16 protein-coding genes are annotated in these 16,352 nt (G+C 59.9%); 4 read left to right on the top strand and 12 right to left on the bottom strand.

What is annotated here, in order from left to right; all coding sequences use genetic code 11:
* Positions 1 to 25 precede the first annotated feature (25 nt).
* The 6 genes from pepN to ACW9JC_RS06290 are packed head-to-tail and all read right to left on the bottom strand — an operon-like array spanning position 26 to position 6,542.
* Positions 26 to 2,683: an aminopeptidase N gene (gene pepN, locus ACW9JC_RS06315; RefSeq protein ID WP_457454211.1), complete on the bottom strand. Its 2,658-nt coding sequence runs from the start codon at positions 2,681 to 2,683 to the stop codon at positions 26 to 28.
* 10 nt (positions 2,684 to 2,693) lie between these two features.
* A complete protein-coding gene (locus ACW9JC_RS06310; protein ID WP_448108107.1) occupies positions 2,694 to 3,524 on the bottom strand; it encodes a DUF2797 domain-containing protein in 831 nt (276 codons plus the stop codon).
* On the bottom strand, positions 3,521 to 3,781 hold the full coding sequence (locus tag ACW9JC_RS06305; RefSeq protein WP_338580496.1) for a YeaC family protein: 261 nt from the start codon (positions 3,779 to 3,781) through the stop codon (positions 3,521 to 3,523). Before ACW9JC_RS06305 ends, ACW9JC_RS06310 begins: the two co-directional genes overlap by 4 nt.
* Before the next feature lie 33 nt (positions 3,782 to 3,814).
* Positions 3,815 to 4,684, bottom strand: coding sequence for a rhomboid family intramembrane serine protease (locus ACW9JC_RS06300; protein WP_338580495.1), 870 nt, complete (start codon positions 4,682 to 4,684; stop codon positions 3,815 to 3,817).
* The gene (locus tag ACW9JC_RS06295; protein ID WP_338580494.1) at positions 4,681 to 5,652 is read right to left on the bottom strand and encodes a metallophosphoesterase; all 972 of its coding nucleotides are present in this window, start codon (positions 5,650 to 5,652) and stop codon (positions 4,681 to 4,683) included. Before ACW9JC_RS06295 ends, ACW9JC_RS06300 begins: the two co-directional genes overlap by 4 nt.
* Complete coding sequence (locus tag ACW9JC_RS06290) at positions 5,652 to 6,542, bottom strand: NAD(+) kinase (protein ID WP_011333623.1); 891 nt, start codon at positions 6,540 to 6,542, stop codon at positions 5,652 to 5,654. Before ACW9JC_RS06290 ends, ACW9JC_RS06295 begins: the two co-directional genes overlap by 1 nt.
* Positions 6,543 to 6,660: 118 nt before the next feature.
* On the opposite strand from ACW9JC_RS06290, the gene ACW9JC_RS06285 reads away from it, so the two are divergent.
* Positions 6,661 to 7,611, top strand: coding sequence for a DUF1853 family protein (locus ACW9JC_RS06285; RefSeq protein ID WP_457454209.1), 951 nt, complete (start codon positions 6,661 to 6,663; stop codon positions 7,609 to 7,611).
* 45 nt (positions 7,612 to 7,656) lie between these two features.
* Here the strand turns inward: ACW9JC_RS06285 and ACW9JC_RS06280 are convergent, their stop codons facing one another.
* The 3 genes from ACW9JC_RS06280 to ACW9JC_RS06270 form a co-directional block, all read right to left on the bottom strand.
* On the bottom strand, positions 7,657 to 8,940 hold the full coding sequence (locus ACW9JC_RS06280) for an arsenic transporter (protein ID WP_457454208.1): 1,284 nt from the start codon (positions 8,938 to 8,940) through the stop codon (positions 7,657 to 7,659).
* Between the two features lie 31 nt (positions 8,941 to 8,971).
* Positions 8,972 to 9,319, bottom strand: a complete 348-nt coding sequence (locus tag ACW9JC_RS06275) for a metalloregulator ArsR/SmtB family transcription factor (protein WP_457454207.1) — start codon at positions 9,317 to 9,319, stop codon at positions 8,972 to 8,974.
* A 97-nt stretch (positions 9,320 to 9,416) separates the two neighbouring features.
* Entirely contained in the window at positions 9,417 to 10,520 is a 1,104-nt protein-coding gene (locus ACW9JC_RS06270; protein WP_457454206.1) for a DUF2855 family protein, read from the bottom strand.
* 55 nt (positions 10,521 to 10,575) lie between these two features.
* On the opposite strand from ACW9JC_RS06270, the gene ACW9JC_RS06265 reads away from it, so the two are divergent.
* A complete protein-coding gene (locus ACW9JC_RS06265; protein ID WP_457454205.1) occupies positions 10,576 to 11,244 on the top strand; it encodes a TetR/AcrR family transcriptional regulator in 669 nt (222 codons plus the stop codon).
* Between the two features lie 112 nt (positions 11,245 to 11,356).
* Here the strand turns inward: ACW9JC_RS06265 and ACW9JC_RS06260 are convergent, their stop codons facing one another.
* Positions 11,357 to 11,917 carry an NADPH-dependent FMN reductase gene (locus ACW9JC_RS06260; RefSeq protein ID WP_338580489.1) on the bottom strand — a complete coding sequence of 187 codons (561 nt, stop codon included), beginning with the start codon at positions 11,915 to 11,917 and terminating at the stop codon, positions 11,357 to 11,359.
* A gap of 181 nt (positions 11,918 to 12,098) precedes the next feature.
* Here ACW9JC_RS06260 and ACW9JC_RS06255 point away from each other — a divergent pair, with 181 nt between their 5' ends.
* Together ACW9JC_RS06255 and ACW9JC_RS06250 are read left to right on the top strand one after the other, a co-directional pair.
* Complete coding sequence (locus ACW9JC_RS06255; RefSeq protein WP_457454204.1) at positions 12,099 to 12,323, top strand: hypothetical protein; 225 nt, start codon at positions 12,099 to 12,101, stop codon at positions 12,321 to 12,323.
* Between the two features lie 88 nt (positions 12,324 to 12,411).
* Positions 12,412 to 13,305, top strand: coding sequence for a LysR substrate-binding domain-containing protein (locus ACW9JC_RS06250; RefSeq protein ID WP_457454203.1), 894 nt, complete (start codon positions 12,412 to 12,414; stop codon positions 13,303 to 13,305).
* Here ACW9JC_RS06250 and ACW9JC_RS06245 read toward each other — a convergent pair.
* Both ACW9JC_RS06245 and ACW9JC_RS06240 read right to left on the bottom strand, forming a co-directional pair.
* Positions 13,271 to 13,885 (bottom strand): GNAT family N-acetyltransferase, encoded by a 615-nt coding sequence (locus tag ACW9JC_RS06245; RefSeq protein ID WP_457454201.1) that lies wholly within the window; start codon positions 13,883 to 13,885, stop codon positions 13,271 to 13,273. The two genes, ACW9JC_RS06250 and ACW9JC_RS06245, sit on opposite strands and share 35 nt — an antisense overlap.
* Before the next feature lie 14 nt (positions 13,886 to 13,899).
* Complete coding sequence (locus ACW9JC_RS06240; RefSeq protein ID WP_457454199.1) at positions 13,900 to 16,155, bottom strand: Orn/Lys/Arg family decarboxylase; 2,256 nt, start codon at positions 16,153 to 16,155, stop codon at positions 13,900 to 13,902.
* Between the last annotated feature and the right edge of the window lie 197 nt (positions 16,156 to 16,352).

Genomic DNA, 16,352 nt, shown 5'->3' with positions numbered 1-16,352 from the left:
TCCCGGGCAACGTTAACAGTCTTTATCAGGCAAGGCTTTTGCTAACCACCTCAAACACGTCACTGGACAACTGCCCCGAAGCCCGAATCCGCTCCAGCTCCCCTTTCATCAACGCCTGACGCGCAGCGTCATACTTGCGCCAGCGAGTCAAAGGCGCCAATTGGCGAGAAGCAATCTGCGGATTAAACCCGTTCAGCTCGATCACCAGATCCGCCAGGAAGCGATACCCCGAACCATCCGCCGCATGGAAGTTGATCAGGTTCTGCCCGGCAAACGCACCGACCAGTGCACGCACCTTGTTCGGGTTCTTGATGTTGAACGCCGGATGCTGCATCAACGCCTTGACCCGTTCCAGTCCACCCGGCAACCCACTGCCGGCCTGAACGCTGAACCACTGATCCATGACCAGCGGGTTGTCCTTGAAGTGCTCGGCAAAACTGGCCAGTGCCGTGGCCTTCTGCTCTTCGAACGGCGAGTTGATCAACACGGCCAACGCGGTCAGGCGTTCGGTCATGTTGTCGCACGCGTCGAACTGTTCCAGCGTCGCGGCCAACACTTCCGGTTTGCCGCTGAGCATCAGGTACGACAGCGCTATGTTCTGCAAGGCACGTCGGGCGAAATGCTCGGCCTCGGCCACATACGGGGTTTGCTTGGACAAGTCGCGGTTGGCCTGATAACGCAGCCACAAACCTTCGAACAGCGCATCCGCCAGTTGTTTGCGGGCAAACTCACGGGCAGTGTGGATTGCGTCGACATCCGCCACTTCGCTGATCTCGGTCAGGTAGGCTTCGCTTGGCAGCGAGAGCATTTCGGCGACCATCGCTTGGTCCAGCGACTCATCGGACAGCACGGTGCGCAAGGCCGAAACCAGACGCTGATCCAGCACCAGCGTTTCGCCCTTCTGCTGCTGGGCGATCAACTCTTGCAGGACCTGCACCGACAATTGCTGACCGGCATCCCAGCGATTGAAGCCATCGCTGTCGTGCTGCATCAGGAACATCAGTTGATCGCGGTTATACGGGAAGCTCAGTTTCACCGGCGCGGAGAAGCCACGCAGCAACGACGGCAGCGGCTGTTCGGCGATGTCGACGAACGTGAATGTCTGCTCGGCTTCGGTTACCGAAATCACCCGGGTCGTGCCTTGTGCAGCAGCTTCACCGGCCAGACGCAGGGCAATCTCGTTACCCTTGCTGTCGAGCAGGCCCAGTTCAACCGGAATCACGAACGGCAGTTTTTCTACCTTGTCCGGGGTTTGCGGGCAGCTTTGACGGAAGGTCAGGCTGTAGGTTTTTGCCGCAGCGTCGTAGGACTCGCTGACCGCCAAACGCGGCGTACCGGCCTGGCTGTACCAGCGCTTGAATTGGGTCAGGTCCACGCCATTGGCGTCTTCCATGGCCTTGATGAAGTCATCGCAGGTCACGGCCTGGCCGTCGTGACGGTCGAAGTACAGGTCGCTGCCCTTACGGAAACCTTCGGCGCCGAGCAAGGTGTGGATCATGCCGACCACTTCCGAGCCCTTTTCGTACACGGTCAGGGTGTAGAAGTTGGAAATCTCGATGAAGCTGTCCGGGCGCACGGCGTGGGCCATGGGGCCGGCGTCTTCGGCGAACTGGTGGGTGCGCAGGTAGGCCACGTCCTGGATACGCTTGACCGTCGCCGAGTTCATGTCGGCGGAGAAATGCGAATCGCGGAATACGGTAAAGCCTTCCTTGAGCGACAGCTGGAACCAGTCGCGGCAGGTCACGCGGTTGCCCGACCAATTGTGGAAGTACTCGTGGGCGACGATTGCCTCGACCCGCTGGTGCGCGGCATCGGTGGCGGTTTCGGCGCGGGCAAGTACGGCGCTGGAGTTGAAGATGTTGAGGCCCTTGTTCTCCATGGCGCCCATGTTGAAGTCGTTCACGGCGACGATCATGAAGATGTCCAGGTCGTACTCGCGACCGTAGACCTCTTCGTCCCAACGCATGGATTTCTTCAGGCTGTTCATGGCGTGCTGGCACTTGTCGATGTTTTCCGGCTCGACATAAATGCGCAGCGCTACAGTGCGATCGGTCATGGTGGTGAAGGTGTCTTCAACGCACCACAAATCACCGGCCACCAGCGCGAACAGGTACGCCGGCTTCATGAACGGGTCTTCCCAGGTCGCCCAGTGCCGGCCGTCTTCGCCGGGGCCGCTGGCAATCGGGTTGCCGTTCGACAGGAGGACCGGATAGCTGTGCTGCTCGGCCACCACGGTCGTGGTGAACTTGCTCATCACGTCCGGACGGTCGAGGTAATAGGTGATCTTGCGGAAGCCTTCGGCTTCGCACTGGGTGCAGAACATCGTGCCGGACTTGTACAGGCCTTCCAGCGCCGTGTTGGTTTCCGGGTGGATTCGCACGCTGGTGTCGACCGTGAACGTGGTGCTGGTCGGGTGCAGCGTCAGGTGGTTCTCGGTCAGTTGGTAGTCAGCTTCGCTCAGCTCGCGGTCGGCCAGGGTCACCGACAGCAGGTCGAGTTGCTGGCCGTCCAGCACCAGCGGCGGCAGGCCCGGGCCACGCTCAGGGTTGCGGCGCATCACCAGTTGCGCGTGGACCAGGCTGTGGTCCTCGAACAACTCGAAGGTCAGGTGTGTTTCGTCGATCAGGTACTCGGGGGCCTGATAGTCCTTGAGGTAGATCATCTTCGGTTGTTCGGTGCGCATGCTGGAGTCCTTAACTATGCACGGCGAGCTGGTAGGCCGTGTACTTACGAATATTGATCACACCGGTGTCGAAGATCAGGTACTGGCCCTTGATCCCCATCAGCGTGCCTTCGGCAATCGGATTCTTGTCCAGGTTGAAGCTGACAATTTTCGCCGGATACTGTTCGACCGGAAAGCGGATTTCGAGCGGTTCGACGTCAGCAATAGTCTGAATCGCCTGTAGGCCGAATCGTTCCTGCAAACCTTGCAGGCCTTCGGCGCAGCTGTCGAACAACTGGTCGCGCACCTGCGGCAGATCCACCGACACCGCATCGCCCTTGAGCAAGGCGCGCCAGTTGGTCTTGTCGGCCACCTGACTGCGGAACAGGTCCTCGACGAAGCCCGACTGCTGGCGGGTGGAGACGCGCATGATCGGCAACGCCTGACTGGCGCCCTGATCGATCCAGCGCGTCGGCAGCTGGGTGGCACGGGTGATCCCGACTTTCACCCCGGATGAATTCGACAGGTAGACGATGTGATCGGTCATGCAGAACTTCTCGCCCCACTCCGGTTCCCGGCAGGTGCCGGCGTCGAAATGGCAGCGTTCCGGGCTCATGATGCACACGTCACACTGGGCCAGCTTGGTCATGCACGGGTAGCAGTAACCCTGGCTGAAACTGGTTTTGGTCTTGCGTCCGCAATGGGTGCAGTGGATCGCCCCCAGGTATTCCAGGCGCACCGTGGTACCGATCAACGGATTGACCGGAACCTCGGTTTCGCCCAGACGAAATGCGTATTGCACGTTCGGCCCGTCCAGGCGCGCCGACATTTTGCTGATTGCACCGCGGCCAATCTCGATCAATGGATGGCATCCGACTTGAACAGGATATTTGGCACCTGGATCGATTTGGAGCTGCATTCCTGCGGGCCCATGTAACCCGTGCGTTCTTCCTCGGGCAGGTTCTGGATTTCCCAGGCGATCATCGCTTGCAACGACAGTTCGCGTTGCTCGGCGGTGAGTTTGCCACCGTCGGCCCATTTACCGATTTCCACCGCCAGTTTCAGGTTCTGGTAGATGTCCGGGGTGATGTTCTTGATCATTTCGTTAAAAGAGGACATTGGGTCTCCGTCTCTTTATTGCATGTTCTGAAATTAGGCGGCCAGTTTACGGCGGTTGTACAAACCACCCAACAAACCGGTGAAGCATCCGATGAGTAACCCGCTGACATGGGCCGCGTTGGCGATTTCGCCGAAGCCGATCATCGAGACCAGCCCGGACAGGCACAGCAGCAGCCACACCAGCATCATCACCAGCACCCCACGGGGCAGACGATAAGCGGGGTTCGGCGCCAGCAGCTGGAAGATCCAGCAGTGCCCGAGCAAGCCGTACAGCACGCCGGACAACCCGCCAAACAGGCTCGGGCCACTGAAAACGTATTGGGTGTAGTTGGAAACCAGGCTGAACAGCAAGGTCAGGCCGACCAGGTTGATGCTGCCCTGGCGCGATTCGATGCGCCGCCCCAGCTCCCAGTACCACATGCCGTTCATGGCCAGGTGCAGGATGCCGAAGTGGATCAGCATCGGTGTGACCAGGCGCCACCACTGCCCCGCCGCCAGGCTGTCGGCCAGTGGCGTGAAGTGGATGTATTCGCCGACGATGCGGAAATCAAGGAAGGTCAGCCAGCGCATTGTGTTGAGGTTGTCGCCGAGCATCGTCAGCGCACCGACCAGCACGCTCAGCAGGAGTATCGCGGCGGTCGCCTTGGCATAACGCACTTGCTCGACGAAACCGGGGCGCTTCCGGGTTTGCGCCACCGGAATGTCCAGTTGCTGGTCGGGATCGCCCGCCGGAAAACGTTCATATAAGGCGCGAACGTCTTCGCTGATGTTGTCCGGCACCCACAACACCTGTTCGCCCGCCTCTTCGCTGACCCGATGCGGCACTTGCATGCGTTGCAGCAATTTGACGAAGCCGCTCAAGTCCACTGCCAGCGGCAGACGCAATACCGCCACAGAACTCATTGCAAAACCTCCGGTCGCTCGACATCGACCCAGACAAATTTATGCGGATCGAGCCGCGTTTCCTGATCCAGACGATAGGCGACCAGTTTGCCGTAGAGCACGGCGCTGTAGTCCAGGCAGGCAAGGTTCGGGCGGATCGGCGCCGGTTTGCCGCTGCGCCAATAATGGCCAACGAACAGCAACGGTTCGTCGACGCCGTAGCGCAACAGGTTGTTTTTTTCAGTGGATGTCAGTGGCGTCTGGGCCACGGGTTCAGGCAAGGCGTCTGGCTGAAACACGATATCCCCGTAGGTTTTCGGGTCGTCTTCCCAGAACTTGGTGCGGAAGAACGAACGCACCAGGCCATCGCCGCTGGTCATGGTCAAGCCATGGGGCAGGCGCATGTCGGTGCCGCGCAGCAAGCGATCGAACACGGTACAGGCAAAGGAGCCTGATTCCGCCGAGGTCTGGAGGAAATGCTCGTCGATGCAACCGTTGGGGAACAACGCCCGCAGCGGTTCGATCAGGCCAGCATCCCAACAGGCGTGCACCACGCGGAAACGCCCGGCATCGAGGAACAGTGGCAGTTCATAGAACCACTGCTGAAAGTCATGCCAATCGCCAGGATGATGTTCGAACTGGGTCAGGGTTTCATGCAGCAAGCGGGCATGACGCGGCGTGTGTTCGCGCACGAACTGCTTGCCGCTGCCAGGCAGCGCCGGCGTGCCCCAACCCAGTGCGTTGAATTCATGGTTGCCCATGATGCACAGCGCCTGACCGGCCTCGACCATGTCGTGGACGATGTGCAGCGCCTCGCGAATCCGCGGGCCGCGGTCGATGATGTCGCCGACGAACACCGCCATGCGCGAGGCATGGCGCCAGACGCCACCTTGTTTGTGATAACCGAGCCGGTCGAGCAAATGCTCAAGGGTCAGAGCGCAACCGTGCACGTCACCGATCAGGTCGTAGCTACGCGCGGGATCGAGCATCAGTCGCCTCCACCACCCAACTTGCTGCCCCAGCCGAGCTTGGTCCGGCAGACTTCGTAGTAGTTGTGGTCGAGCGGATGGATCAGCCGCAATTTCTGCGCTTTTTTGCTGACGGTGATGGTGTCGCCGGGCGCACAGGTAAAGTGGTTCTGCCCGTCACACGAGACTTGCGGGTAAATCTGCATATCCTTGGACACGACGATTTTCAGCTCACTGTTGCCATCGACCACAATCGGCCTGCCCGACAAGGTATGGGGGTACATCGGCACGATTACAATGGCGTCGAGCTTGGGATGCATGATCGGGCCACCGGCGGACAGCGCATACGCCGTCGAACCGGTCGGTGTGGCAACGATCAGGCCGTCGGCCTTCTGGCTGCAGACGAACTGGCCGTCGATATACAGCTCGAACTCGATCATCCGCGTCGATTTGCCGGGGTGCAGCACCACATCGTTCAGCGCATCGCCCTGACCGATGGCCTCGGCGTGGCGCCGGACTTCGGCCTGCAGCAGGAAGCGGTTTTCCACCAGATAGTGGCCGTCGAGCACTTCGGCGACTTTGATTTCCAGCTCGTCGGGGCGAATATCGGTCAGGAACCCGAGGCTGCCACGGTTGATGCCCAGCACCGGAATATTGTGTTTGGCCAAGGCCCGGGCGGCGCCCAGCAGGCTGCCGTCCCCGCCGACCACAATCACCATGTCACAGACTTCGCCGAGCATCTTGCGCGAAGACGTTTGCAGGCCGTGGCCCGGCAGGACTTCGGCGATGGTGTCTTCGAGGATCACGTGCAGGTGACGATCGAGCAGAAAGCGTTTCAGTCGGCGGACGGTATCGAGCACTTGAGAACTGCCGAGGCGTCCGATGATGCCGATATTGCGAAATTGCTCCATGGGGCTCCTGCTGGGAATCTGTGCGACGACGAAAAACACGATTATGGGTGAAAGCGGCGGATAGACAAAATCCTTTCAGCGCCAAGGATGTACTCCTGATTGAGGCTATGCTCGCAAGATGATCCTATTTCCAGATTTGCTGCAGTTGCCCCACCAGTTGCGCCACCCAGAGGTGCGCGATCTGGCGTGGGTCATCCTCGCGCCGCCGATGCTCGCCGATACGCCGTGGCCGCAACGCCATCCGCTGGCCGGCAGCGACTGGGTGCAGGCACCGGAGCACCTGGAACATTGGCTGCGCCGGCTGGATCAGGACAGCTACGGCCTGCTGCACTGGCTGGCCCAGGCCCGCACCCGGCGACTTGGCCTGTATTACGAACGCCTTTGGCAGTTTGCCGTGCAGCATGCGCCCGGCATCGAACTGATTGCCGCCAACATGCCGATCCGCCGCGAAGGCCACACGCTGGGCGAACTGGACATGCTGCTGCGGGATCGCGACGGCGTGCATCACCTGGAACTGGCGATCAAACTGTATCTCGGCCCGCAACAGGGCGACGGCCACGACGCCGCGCAATGGCTCGGTCCCGGCTGCCATGATCGGCTGGACCGCAAACTGGCCCATCTGAGCGAGCATCAGCTGCCGATTTCGGCGCGCCCGGAGAGCCGTGAAGTGCTGGCGGCGCTGGATATCCGCCAGTTCAGCGCGCATTTGTGGCTGGGTGGTTACTTGCTTTATCCATGGCCGGGGCCGGCGGCGTCTCCGCGTGGCGCACATCCGCAGCATTTGCGCGGTCGCTGGCTGCATCAAAAGGACTGGCCGGATTTTATCGAGCAAAGCCCGCCCGGCCGCTGGCAACCCCTGCCCCGCCACGCCTGGCTGGCGCCGGCGCACTACACGGCGGAGCACACCTGGGGCGCCGAGCAACTGAAGGCATGGATGGCTGACCTCGACCCGCTGGCGCCGGCGCAGTTGCTGGTTCGACTGACGGAAAACGCCAAGGGCGATTGGGAAGAGGCCGAGCGGTTGTTTCTGGTGGCGGATCTTTGGCCGAATGTGCCGGGGCAAGGTTGATCCGGACTTTGTCGGTGTAGCGAAAAGATCTTGCTCTTCAACAATCTAGAGGGACAACCGCACAGCCAGCGCCGCCAACGTCACCAGCAACACCGGCACCGTCAACACGATCCCCACCTTGAAGTAATACCCCCAGCCAATCTGAATGTTCTTGCGCTCCAGCACATGCAGCCACAGCAATGTCGCCAGACTGCCGATCGGGGTGATTTTCGGCCCCAGGTCACTGCCGATGACGTTGGCGTAGATCATCGCCTCTTTCACCACGCCCGTTGCCTGACTGGCATCAATGGACAACAACCCGATCAGCACCGTCGGCAAGTTGTTCATGATCGACGACAGCAACGCGGTCAATACGCCAGTGCCCATCGCCGCGCCCCAGACGCCGTACTCGGCAAAGCCGTTGAGCCAACCTGCCAGATACCCGGTAAGCCCGGCATTGCGCAGGCCGTAGACCACCAGGTACATGCCCAACGAGAAAATCACGATATGCCACGGCGCTTCTTTCATCACTTTGCGCGTGGAAATCTTGTGGCCACGGCCCGCGATGGCCAGCAGCAAGGCAGCGCACACCGCTGAAATCGCGCTGATGGGAATGCCCAATGGCTCCAGCGCAAAACAGCCGAGCAACAGAATCACCAGCACCGCCCAACCGGCATAGAACGTCGCCTTATCGTGGATCGCGGTTTCCGGGTGCTCCAGTTGTTCGGGATCGTAAGCCTTGGGAATGTCGCGCCGGAAAAACCACATCAGCATCGCCAACGTCGCGGCCACGCTCACCAGGTTGACCGGGATCATCACCGCCGCATAACGGTTGAAGCCGATGTTGAAGAAGTCTGCGGACACGATGTTCACCAGGTTCGACACCACCAGCGGCAGGCTCGCGGTGTCGGCGATGAACCCGGCGCCCATGACGAACGCCAGGGTTGTCGCCTTGGAGAAACGCAACGCCAACAGCATGGAGATCACGATGGGCGTGAGGATCAGCGCCGCGCCGTCATTGGCGAACAACGCCGAGACCAGCGCACCGAGCAGCACCATGTAGGCAAACAACTTGCGCCCGTTGCCTCGCCCCCACCGGGCTACGTGCAGCGCGGCCCAGGCAAAAAAACCGGCCTCGTCCAGCAACAGGCTGATGATGATCAACGCGACAAAGGTGCCGGTGGCGTTCCAGATGATCTGCCACACCAAAGGGATGTCAGTCAGGTGCACCACACCGAAAATCAGCGCAAGCACTGCGCCGAAGACCGCACTCCAGCCGACGCCGAGCCCTTTGGGTTGCCAGATCACCAGGGTGATGGTCAGCAGGAAAATCAGTGACGCTACCAGCATGGACGACTGCCTTGCGAAAAATGAGAAAGAATCAGCAGCAGCGGACAGGTCGGTCGACCATCGCCTGCAAACGGGCCACATCGGCTGCAAGCCACTCGACGTTGGCCGCCAGCGCCTCTTGCAACATCGTGGTGACCCAAGGTGACAGCTGCGGGTGCAACCGGTAATAAACCCATTGCCCTTGTCGCCGATCCGCCAGCAGGCCATTGCTGCGCAATTGCGCCAGATGACGGGAGATTTTTGGTTGACTGAGGTCCAGCGCGGCGGTCAGTTCACACACGCACAGTTCGCCTTCGCGCGCGATCAGCAACGCAACACGACTGCGGGTGTCATCGGCCAAAGCCTTGAAAACAGCGACGGGACTGCGGGAGTCGGACATGAAGAACACGCCTCTGAACAAACGAGGCGTGAATATATGGAATTTCGAATATACAGTAAAGCGCTGTCTGGAAATCACAGCGGCATGCAACTGAAACTCACAAGCGAATGACATGCCCTTCGACAGGCTTGATCTGGCCGTGATACAGGCGGGAAATAACGGCCTGCGCCGCTTCGTACCCGCGACTTTCCACTACCTTGAGCAACGGCTTTTCAGTGGCCGTGACCTTCTGGAAAAATTTCAGCAAGCCTTCACCGAAATGCTGACTGACCCCTTCCGGCCCCCAATCGGCATTGCGCTTGCGAATCTGGATTGGCGCAAAAAAGAACACTGGCTGCGGGCCCTCGATTGCAGTCAGCCGAGCCTCATGGGTGCTTTGCGCAGAACCGGCGAAACAGCTGTAGATCAACTGTCCGGAGAAATGCCGGTGGACCCGGTCACGCAGATCCAGATCGCCGGAAAAATCCACGTACAGCGTTGGACGGTCGTTGGGCAGGTTCGCCAGTTCCTCGTACGACACCGTGCGCTCATAACAACCAAGACTCTCGACAAAGGCTTTGTTGCCCGCCGAGGTCAACCCCACTCTTTCCAGACCAGGATGATTTCCCAGGCAGACGGCAGTGCCGTAGGCGGTTTTGCTCGACGCACTGGAGAACACCAGCCGGGTCGCAGCGAAGAACTGCTTGTCTTGCAGGAAGTCGGCGAGCATCGAAGACGTCAAGAACAGCGGCTTGAGCAAAATCTGCAAGTTTTCCGTATCGGGGCTGTAGTAAGCGTCCCAACTACAGCGGGTGTACTGGTTATAGGCCGAAGTCAAACCTTGCCGGTGTTCGGCGCCGTCGTAGAAACCGCGCTCGGTAACCCGTTCCGGGCGCATCCACAGGTGGCTGGCAATCGGGAAATACCCGTAGAAACGCTCACCGACCTTGATGCCCGCGACATCCGACGCGATGACATCGGCAAAACCCCAAGCCGGGACGTGGCCCCACTCCGCCAATCCGGTAGGAAAAAAGCCCCAGTAGTTCATCGAATTGCCATAAGCGGCGTAGGTAATGTTGTTGGTGGTCAGCGCGCAACGATCAATCTTCAGAATGACTTCGCCCGCGGCGGGAACGAAACTGCGCGAAACCTGCTCGATGCGGCTTTGATCGAGGGCATCTTTACGGGTAATCAGTCGTGTTACCGTGCTTGTGATTTGCATCCTTCAATCTCCTGCTGCGACACAGTGGCGGGTAGCACCAGCGTAGTGGCCGCCGATGAAGAACGGGTTCGGAAACAGCAAGGGCCGGTTGCCCACCGTCAATCCCCGCGCAAAACCGCTGAAACGGCCGACTCAGGCCCGGGCGATTTTCACCGTCGATGCGATTTATGAGGCATTTGTTCGGATTTGGCAGCGAGACGGCTGGTCAGGCCTGACCACCCGCGAGGTGGCACTGGAAGCAGGTGTTGCGGTCGGCACGCTCTACGACTACTTCCCGAGCAAGGAAGCCTTGCTGTCCGGTTACATCCGCCATCGTCTGGATATCCTGTTACAGGAACTGGATGAAACTGTCGTCCAAGCCAACGATCAGGACTGGCCAACCCGGATCAAGCGTCTGATTCGCCTGACCTGCGACCCCGACGATGAAGGCCAACCCCTGTTCAACCACGCCGTGCTGCTCATCGAACACCAGATCGCCGAACCTAAACATCATCGAAGAGTGTTCGATGAACTGACGCTGAAATGGCGTGAAGCCTTCGCGGCCTGCGACGACCTGCCAGCGCAACCCTCACCAGCGACCATCGATGCCTGGGTGATCATGGCCTGGGGCGGCCGACGTTATTGCGTTACCGCGCAACCAGCGGCGGCACAAACCGCCGCCTGGCTGTCGGAAATGGAAACGACGATCTGCGCAAGACTCCAGACCTCGCCTGAGCCTCCGTAGGAGCAAATCTTGCTCGCGATGGACGTCAACGATGACGCAGGCTGCCTGAATGATCGCGGCGCCCAGACATTCTTCGCGAGCAAGATTTGCTCCTACAGGTTCAGGGTATTTGTCACATCTTTTTGTGTTGCTCGACCCACTGCCCGAAGGCATTAATGAAACTTTGCAGGAACGGCTTGACCGATTCCGACAGTTTGCCTGCCTCATCGAACGCCGAACCGGCACCGCCCAGATAGGCTTCCGGCTGCTGCATCAACGGCACGTTGAGAAACACCATGGACTGGCGCAAGTTGTGGTTGGCGCCAAATCCGCCAATCGCACCCGGCGATACACTGATCACCGCACCCGGCTTGCCATTCCAGGCGCTCTTGCCATAAGGGCGCGAGCCCACGTCAATAGCATTCTTCATCGGCGCCGGCACCGAACGGTTGTATTCGGGGGTCACGAACAGCACCGCGTCGGATGAACTCACTTGTTGTCGGAAAGTGCTGTAGGCTGCCGGCGGTGAATCACCATCAATGTCTTCGTTGTAGAGCGGCAAATCGCCGATTTCGACGATAGTGAGTTTGAGGTTGGCCGGCGCCAGATCAGCCAGTGCCAGCGCAATCTTGCGGTTGATCGATGCTTTGCGCAGGCTGCCGACCACAACGGCGACGTTATAGACATTGCTCATGGAAGACTCTCGATTGTCCGTGGGGGAGCCTGTAGTTATAGATGATCAGACGACAGTTCAACCAGTGAACACAGGTATATCTGCGTCCTGATTATTTTTTTTATGTAGGAAAACTTACCGTGCTTGATGGCGGTCTACAAAGCCGCAAATCAAGCGTTTTATCTCCAGAGGTTCTAAGCAGATGGCAGCAGTACTCGTCGGTCAGTTCCATGCAAGAGACGCGGAAGGCCGCATTTATTCCGTGCATGAGTTCCAGGACTCCACCCCGGCGACAGGTTCGGCGCCTGTTACCACCTACAAGCTGGCCATTGGCGATCGCGTAAACAAGCTCGATGAAAACGAGTTTCAACTGGTGCAATCCGGCGTCACCCTGACCCGTGAACCGGAAACGAATGCCGTTTCATAACTCGACGTTATGAGCAGAAGTCATATGCGCGGACTTGGGTTAGGATTCAGCCACTGACTCCTTCACCTGCTGAACATGGACTTCACGCATGCGCTTACGCCATATCGAAGTGATCCAGGCGCTCCTGCAGACCGGTCACCTGGGCACCGCCGCCGAATGGCTGCAGTTGCCGGTGACCGAGGTCGAGCGCATTTTGCGCGACGCCGAGGATCAGTTGGGCTTCATGCTGTTCTCCAGCGTGCGCGGTCGCTTGCAGGCGACGCGCGAGGCGCGGGAGTTGCAGGTTGAAATCGCCCATGTCTACGAGGCGCTCGAACCTGTCCAACGTCTGGCCAATAGCCTCAAGCAATACCTTGCGCCCCCATTACGCATCATCTGCACCCCGCCGCTGGCCCAGCAATTATTGCCGCAAAGCATTGCAGCGCTGCGTCGACGCGTGCCCGATGCGCCTTGCACTCTTCTCAGCCAACCCACGCGCGATATCGTCAAAAGCCTGTTGCTGCGCGAAAGCGATCTGGGCCTGAGCCTGCATGATCCGGATCGTGCCGAGATTGATTGTCAGGTGATTGCCCAAGGCAAACTGCAATTGCTCGCGCCCCATGGCTGGCTGCAACCGAAACAGAAATACATCTCGCTGCAGGATCTCGCCGGTCAGGCGATGGTGGGTCTGGAAGGTCATGACCCGCTCAGCCCGGCGCTTGAGCACAAACTGCACGCGCTGCGCCCGGCACCGGTGATTCAGACCAGGGTCCAGACCCATCAAATGATGCGCAGCATGGTCGAGGCCGGTGAAGGCCTGGCCATCGTCGACCCCTTCACCGCCCTCGGCGCCAAATCCGCCGGGCTCGATGCCTGTCCGCTGGCCCCCGCCGTTCCGATCAGCCTCTACGCCTTGACCCTGAAGAATGGCGAGCCTTCGCCCGCCGTCCAGACCTTGCTGGCGATCATCACGGAACAAGCCGCGGCGATGCTGGGGAGCTGATCGGGTTTTCCAACGGGTTATCGAACACGCGATACCAGAACAGCGCCACCTCGGCGGTATTGGGATCGATGCCGCGATAGCGCATGTGGTCGATGCCGCCGATCACGTAGCCGCACCGCTCATACAACCGGCACGCGCCGAGGTTGTTGTTCTGGGTTTCGAGCATGATGCCCGGCAGTTTTTTCTTGCGGCTCCAGAACTGCGCCACATCCAGCAATGCCTTGGCCACGCCATGGCGTCGCGCCGGGGCATGTACGGCCAGTTCGTCGATGTGGGCAAAACCATTCCAATTGGTGCTGATCACCAGATGGCCCACTGGCTCGTCATCCAGATAGGCCATGAAAATCGCACTGTCGGCGGCGTCGCGGAAACTGCTGAACTCTTCAGGATCGATGCCATAGCATTTGCGGTAGGGCGTGATCGGCGTGACCGGCCATTGCTCCACCGGTTGGCCTATTTTCGGCGCCCCGTAGGCGGCGACTTCAAAACTGAAATCACTGCCCCAGATGTAAGCGGCAAAACCTTCGTCGGCAACACGCACCGACAGCCCTGGATGATTTGGATTCATGACCGGTTGCATACTGGGAAAGGTCCTCATTCCTTGATGCAATCGACGGTGTAGTGCCGCCCATTGCCCTCGTCTTCATGTTGCAATCCGTGCACATCGGCGACGAACCCCGGGAAACTGCTATCGAATGTGCGAGCAAACGCCAGGTAGTCGATGATCGAGCGGGTTGACTCGGTAAAACGCTCACCCGGCATGATCAACGGAATGCCCGGGGGATACGGCACCAGCATCACGGCAGCGATCCGCCCTTCCAGAGCATCAATCGACACCGCTTCGACTTCGCCGCGCACCAGGTAATCATAGGCGTCCGCCGGCTTCATGGCGATTTCCGGCAGTACGGTGTACATGCGCTTGAGGTGTTTGGCCGTGGCATTGCTGCGATAGCAGGCGTGCAACTGATCGCACAGATCGCGCAGCCCCATGCCCTGATAGCGCGCGCCATTCTGTTGCGCCACACACGGTAGGCAGTTTGCGAGGCTGACGTTGGCGTCGTAACTGCGCTTGAACTCCAGCAGCTCGGTGAGCAACGTGCTCCATTTGCCCTTGGTGATGCCCATGGAGAACAACACCAGGAACGAATACAAACCGGTCTTCTCCACCACCAACCCGCGCTCCCAAAGGAACTTGCTGACCACCGCCGCCGGAATTCCACGCTCGCTGAGTGCGCCACCGGCGGTCAAACCCGGCATCACCAGGGTGACCTTGATCGGATCGAGCAACACGTAATCGTCGGTCACGTCGCCGAAGCCGTGCCAGTCATCCTCCGGTTGCAGCAGCCAGTCTTCGGTCACCACCCGGTCGATGCCTTCCACCGACGACGGCTGCCAGATCGAAAACCACCAGTCATCCGCCGCGATGTGCTGACGCAGATTAGCCAGCGCCCGGCGAAAGCTCAGCGCTTCGTCGAACATTTCCTGCAACAGTGAACGCCCGGCCCCGCCCTCCATCATCGCCGAAGCAACGTCCAGCGAGGCGATGATGCCGTACTGCGGCGAGGTGGAGATGTGCATCATGAACGCTTCGTTGAAACGGTCACGATCCAGTTGCCGAGCGCCACCGTCCTGCACGTGAATCATCGATGCCTGGCTGAACGCCGCCAGCAGTTTGTGGGTGGAATGGGTCGTGAACACCAACGGGCCATCGTCACTGCGGGACGTGCCCATGCCGTAACGCCCGGCGAAAAACTCATGGAACGCCGCGTAGGCGTACCAGGCCTCATCGAAATGCAGCACCTCGACGCTGTTGCCCAGTTGCTGCTTGATCAGCTCGGCGTTGTAACAGAGGCCGTCATAGGTCGAATTGGTCACTACCGCGAGCTTGACCTTGGGTGCTCGGCCCTTGGTCAGCGGGCTGGCATCGATCTTGGCCTTGATCGCCTGCGGGCTGAATTCGCTCAGGGGAATCGGGCCGATGATGCCCAACTCATTACGCTCCGGGCACAGGTACAACGGAATGGCGCCGGTCATGATGATCGAGTGCAGCACCGATTTGTGGCAATTGCGGTCCACCAGCACCAGGTCATCGCGCGCCACCATGGAGTGCCAGACGATCTTGTTGGCGGTCGAGGTGCCGTTGATGACGAAGAAGGTATGGTCGGCGCCGAAGTTGCGCGCCGCCCGAGCCTCGGCTTCCGCCAGTGGCCCGGTGTGATCCAGTAGCGAGCCGAGCTCCGGCACGGATACCGACAAGTCCGAGCGCAGGGTGTTTTCCCCGAAGAACTGGTGAAACGCCTGCCCCACGGGGCTCTTGTGATAGGCCACGCCGCCGCCATGGCCGGGGGTGTGCCACGAATAATTGGAATCGGCGGTGTGTTGCACCAGCGCCTTGAAGAACGGTGGCAGCAGCCCGTCCAGGTATTTGCGCGCAGCCCGCGCCACCTGCCGCGCCAGAAACGGCACGGTGTCCTCGAACAGGTAGAGAATCCCGCGCAGCTGATTGAGCTCGGCCATGGCGTCGGCGGGCGCGTTTTCCAGGGTCACTTGTTCGCCCAGGGCGAAGATCGGCAAATCCGGCGCACGCACACGCGCCAGTCCGATCAACTCGGCCATATTTTGTAATAAATGAGAATGGGCGCTGGCGTCTTCCGCCGCGATCAGCATGCACGAGAGGCCGTGATGCGTCGACGCGACCAGCCGCCCTTCGGTGTAATCCATCGCCGAGACGATGCTGAAACCTTCCTGTTCCAGCTCCCGGGCGATACCTCGCACGCGATCGCCGGCGACAGTGTCGGCCTTGATGTCGCGATGGACAATCAGGACCGGGAATTTCAGGTCTTTGTACATGAGGCTCAGTGTCCCGAGGCGGCAGACCAGAACCTGCCAATCACCTCAGGGTAGAGGGTTGAAGCGGATGTGGCGAGCGTGATGCCCTGAAATGGGTCATTCGTCGCATGCCAGTGGTGCGTTTTATTGAAGATCAAAGGATCGCAGCCTCGTTTCACTCGACAGCTCCTAAAGGATTACGCATTCCCTTGTAGGAG

The organism is Pseudomonas sp. SDO5591_S426 (assembly GCF_054070755.1).
This window is presented reverse-complemented; position numbering and strand designations above follow the sequence as displayed.

Bases quoted from the DNA above. Each gene is read 5' to 3' on its own strand.
- ACW9JC_RS06245 (WP_457454201.1), bottom strand. From the start codon at position 13,885: ATGCAACCGGTCATGAATCCAAATCATCCAGGGCTGTCGGTGCGTGTT.
- ACW9JC_RS06250 (WP_457454203.1), top strand. From the start codon at position 12,412: ATGCGCTTACGCCATATCGAAGTGATCCAGGCGCTCCTGCAGACCGGT.
- pepN (WP_457454211.1), bottom strand. From the start codon at position 2,683: ATGCGCACCGAACAACCGAAGATGATCTACCTCAAGGACTATCAGGCC.
- ACW9JC_RS06260 (WP_338580489.1), bottom strand. From the start codon at position 11,917: ATGAGCAATGTCTATAACGTCGCCGTTGTGGTCGGCAGCCTGCGCAAA.
- ACW9JC_RS06265 (WP_457454205.1), top strand. From the start codon at position 10,576: ATGAAGAACGGGTTCGGAAACAGCAAGGGCCGGTTGCCCACCGTCAAT.
- ACW9JC_RS06295 (WP_338580494.1), bottom strand. From the start codon at position 5,652: ATGCTCGATCCCGCGCGTAGCTACGACCTGATCGGTGACGTGCACGGT.
- ACW9JC_RS06270 (WP_457454206.1), bottom strand. From the start codon at position 10,520: ATGCAAATCACAAGCACGGTAACACGACTGATTACCCGTAAAGATGCC.
- ACW9JC_RS06305 (WP_338580496.1), bottom strand. From the start codon at position 3,781: ATGTCCTCTTTTAACGAAATGATCAAGAACATCACCCCGGACATCTAC.
- ACW9JC_RS06255 (WP_457454204.1), top strand. From the start codon at position 12,099: ATGGCAGCAGTACTCGTCGGTCAGTTCCATGCAAGAGACGCGGAAGGC.
- ACW9JC_RS06280 (WP_457454208.1), bottom strand. From the start codon at position 8,940: ATGCTGGTAGCGTCACTGATTTTCCTGCTGACCATCACCCTGGTGATC.
- ACW9JC_RS06240 (WP_457454199.1), bottom strand. From the start codon at position 16,155: ATGTACAAAGACCTGAAATTCCCGGTCCTGATTGTCCATCGCGACATC.
- ACW9JC_RS06300 (WP_338580495.1), bottom strand. From the start codon at position 4,684: ATGAGTTCTGTGGCGGTATTGCGTCTGCCGCTGGCAGTGGACTTGAGC.
- ACW9JC_RS06285 (WP_457454209.1), top strand. From the start codon at position 6,661: ATGATCCTATTTCCAGATTTGCTGCAGTTGCCCCACCAGTTGCGCCAC.
- ACW9JC_RS06290 (WP_011333623.1), bottom strand. From the start codon at position 6,542: ATGGAGCAATTTCGCAATATCGGCATCATCGGACGCCTCGGCAGTTCT.
- ACW9JC_RS06275 (WP_457454207.1), bottom strand. From the start codon at position 9,319: ATGTCCGACTCCCGCAGTCCCGTCGCTGTTTTCAAGGCTTTGGCCGAT.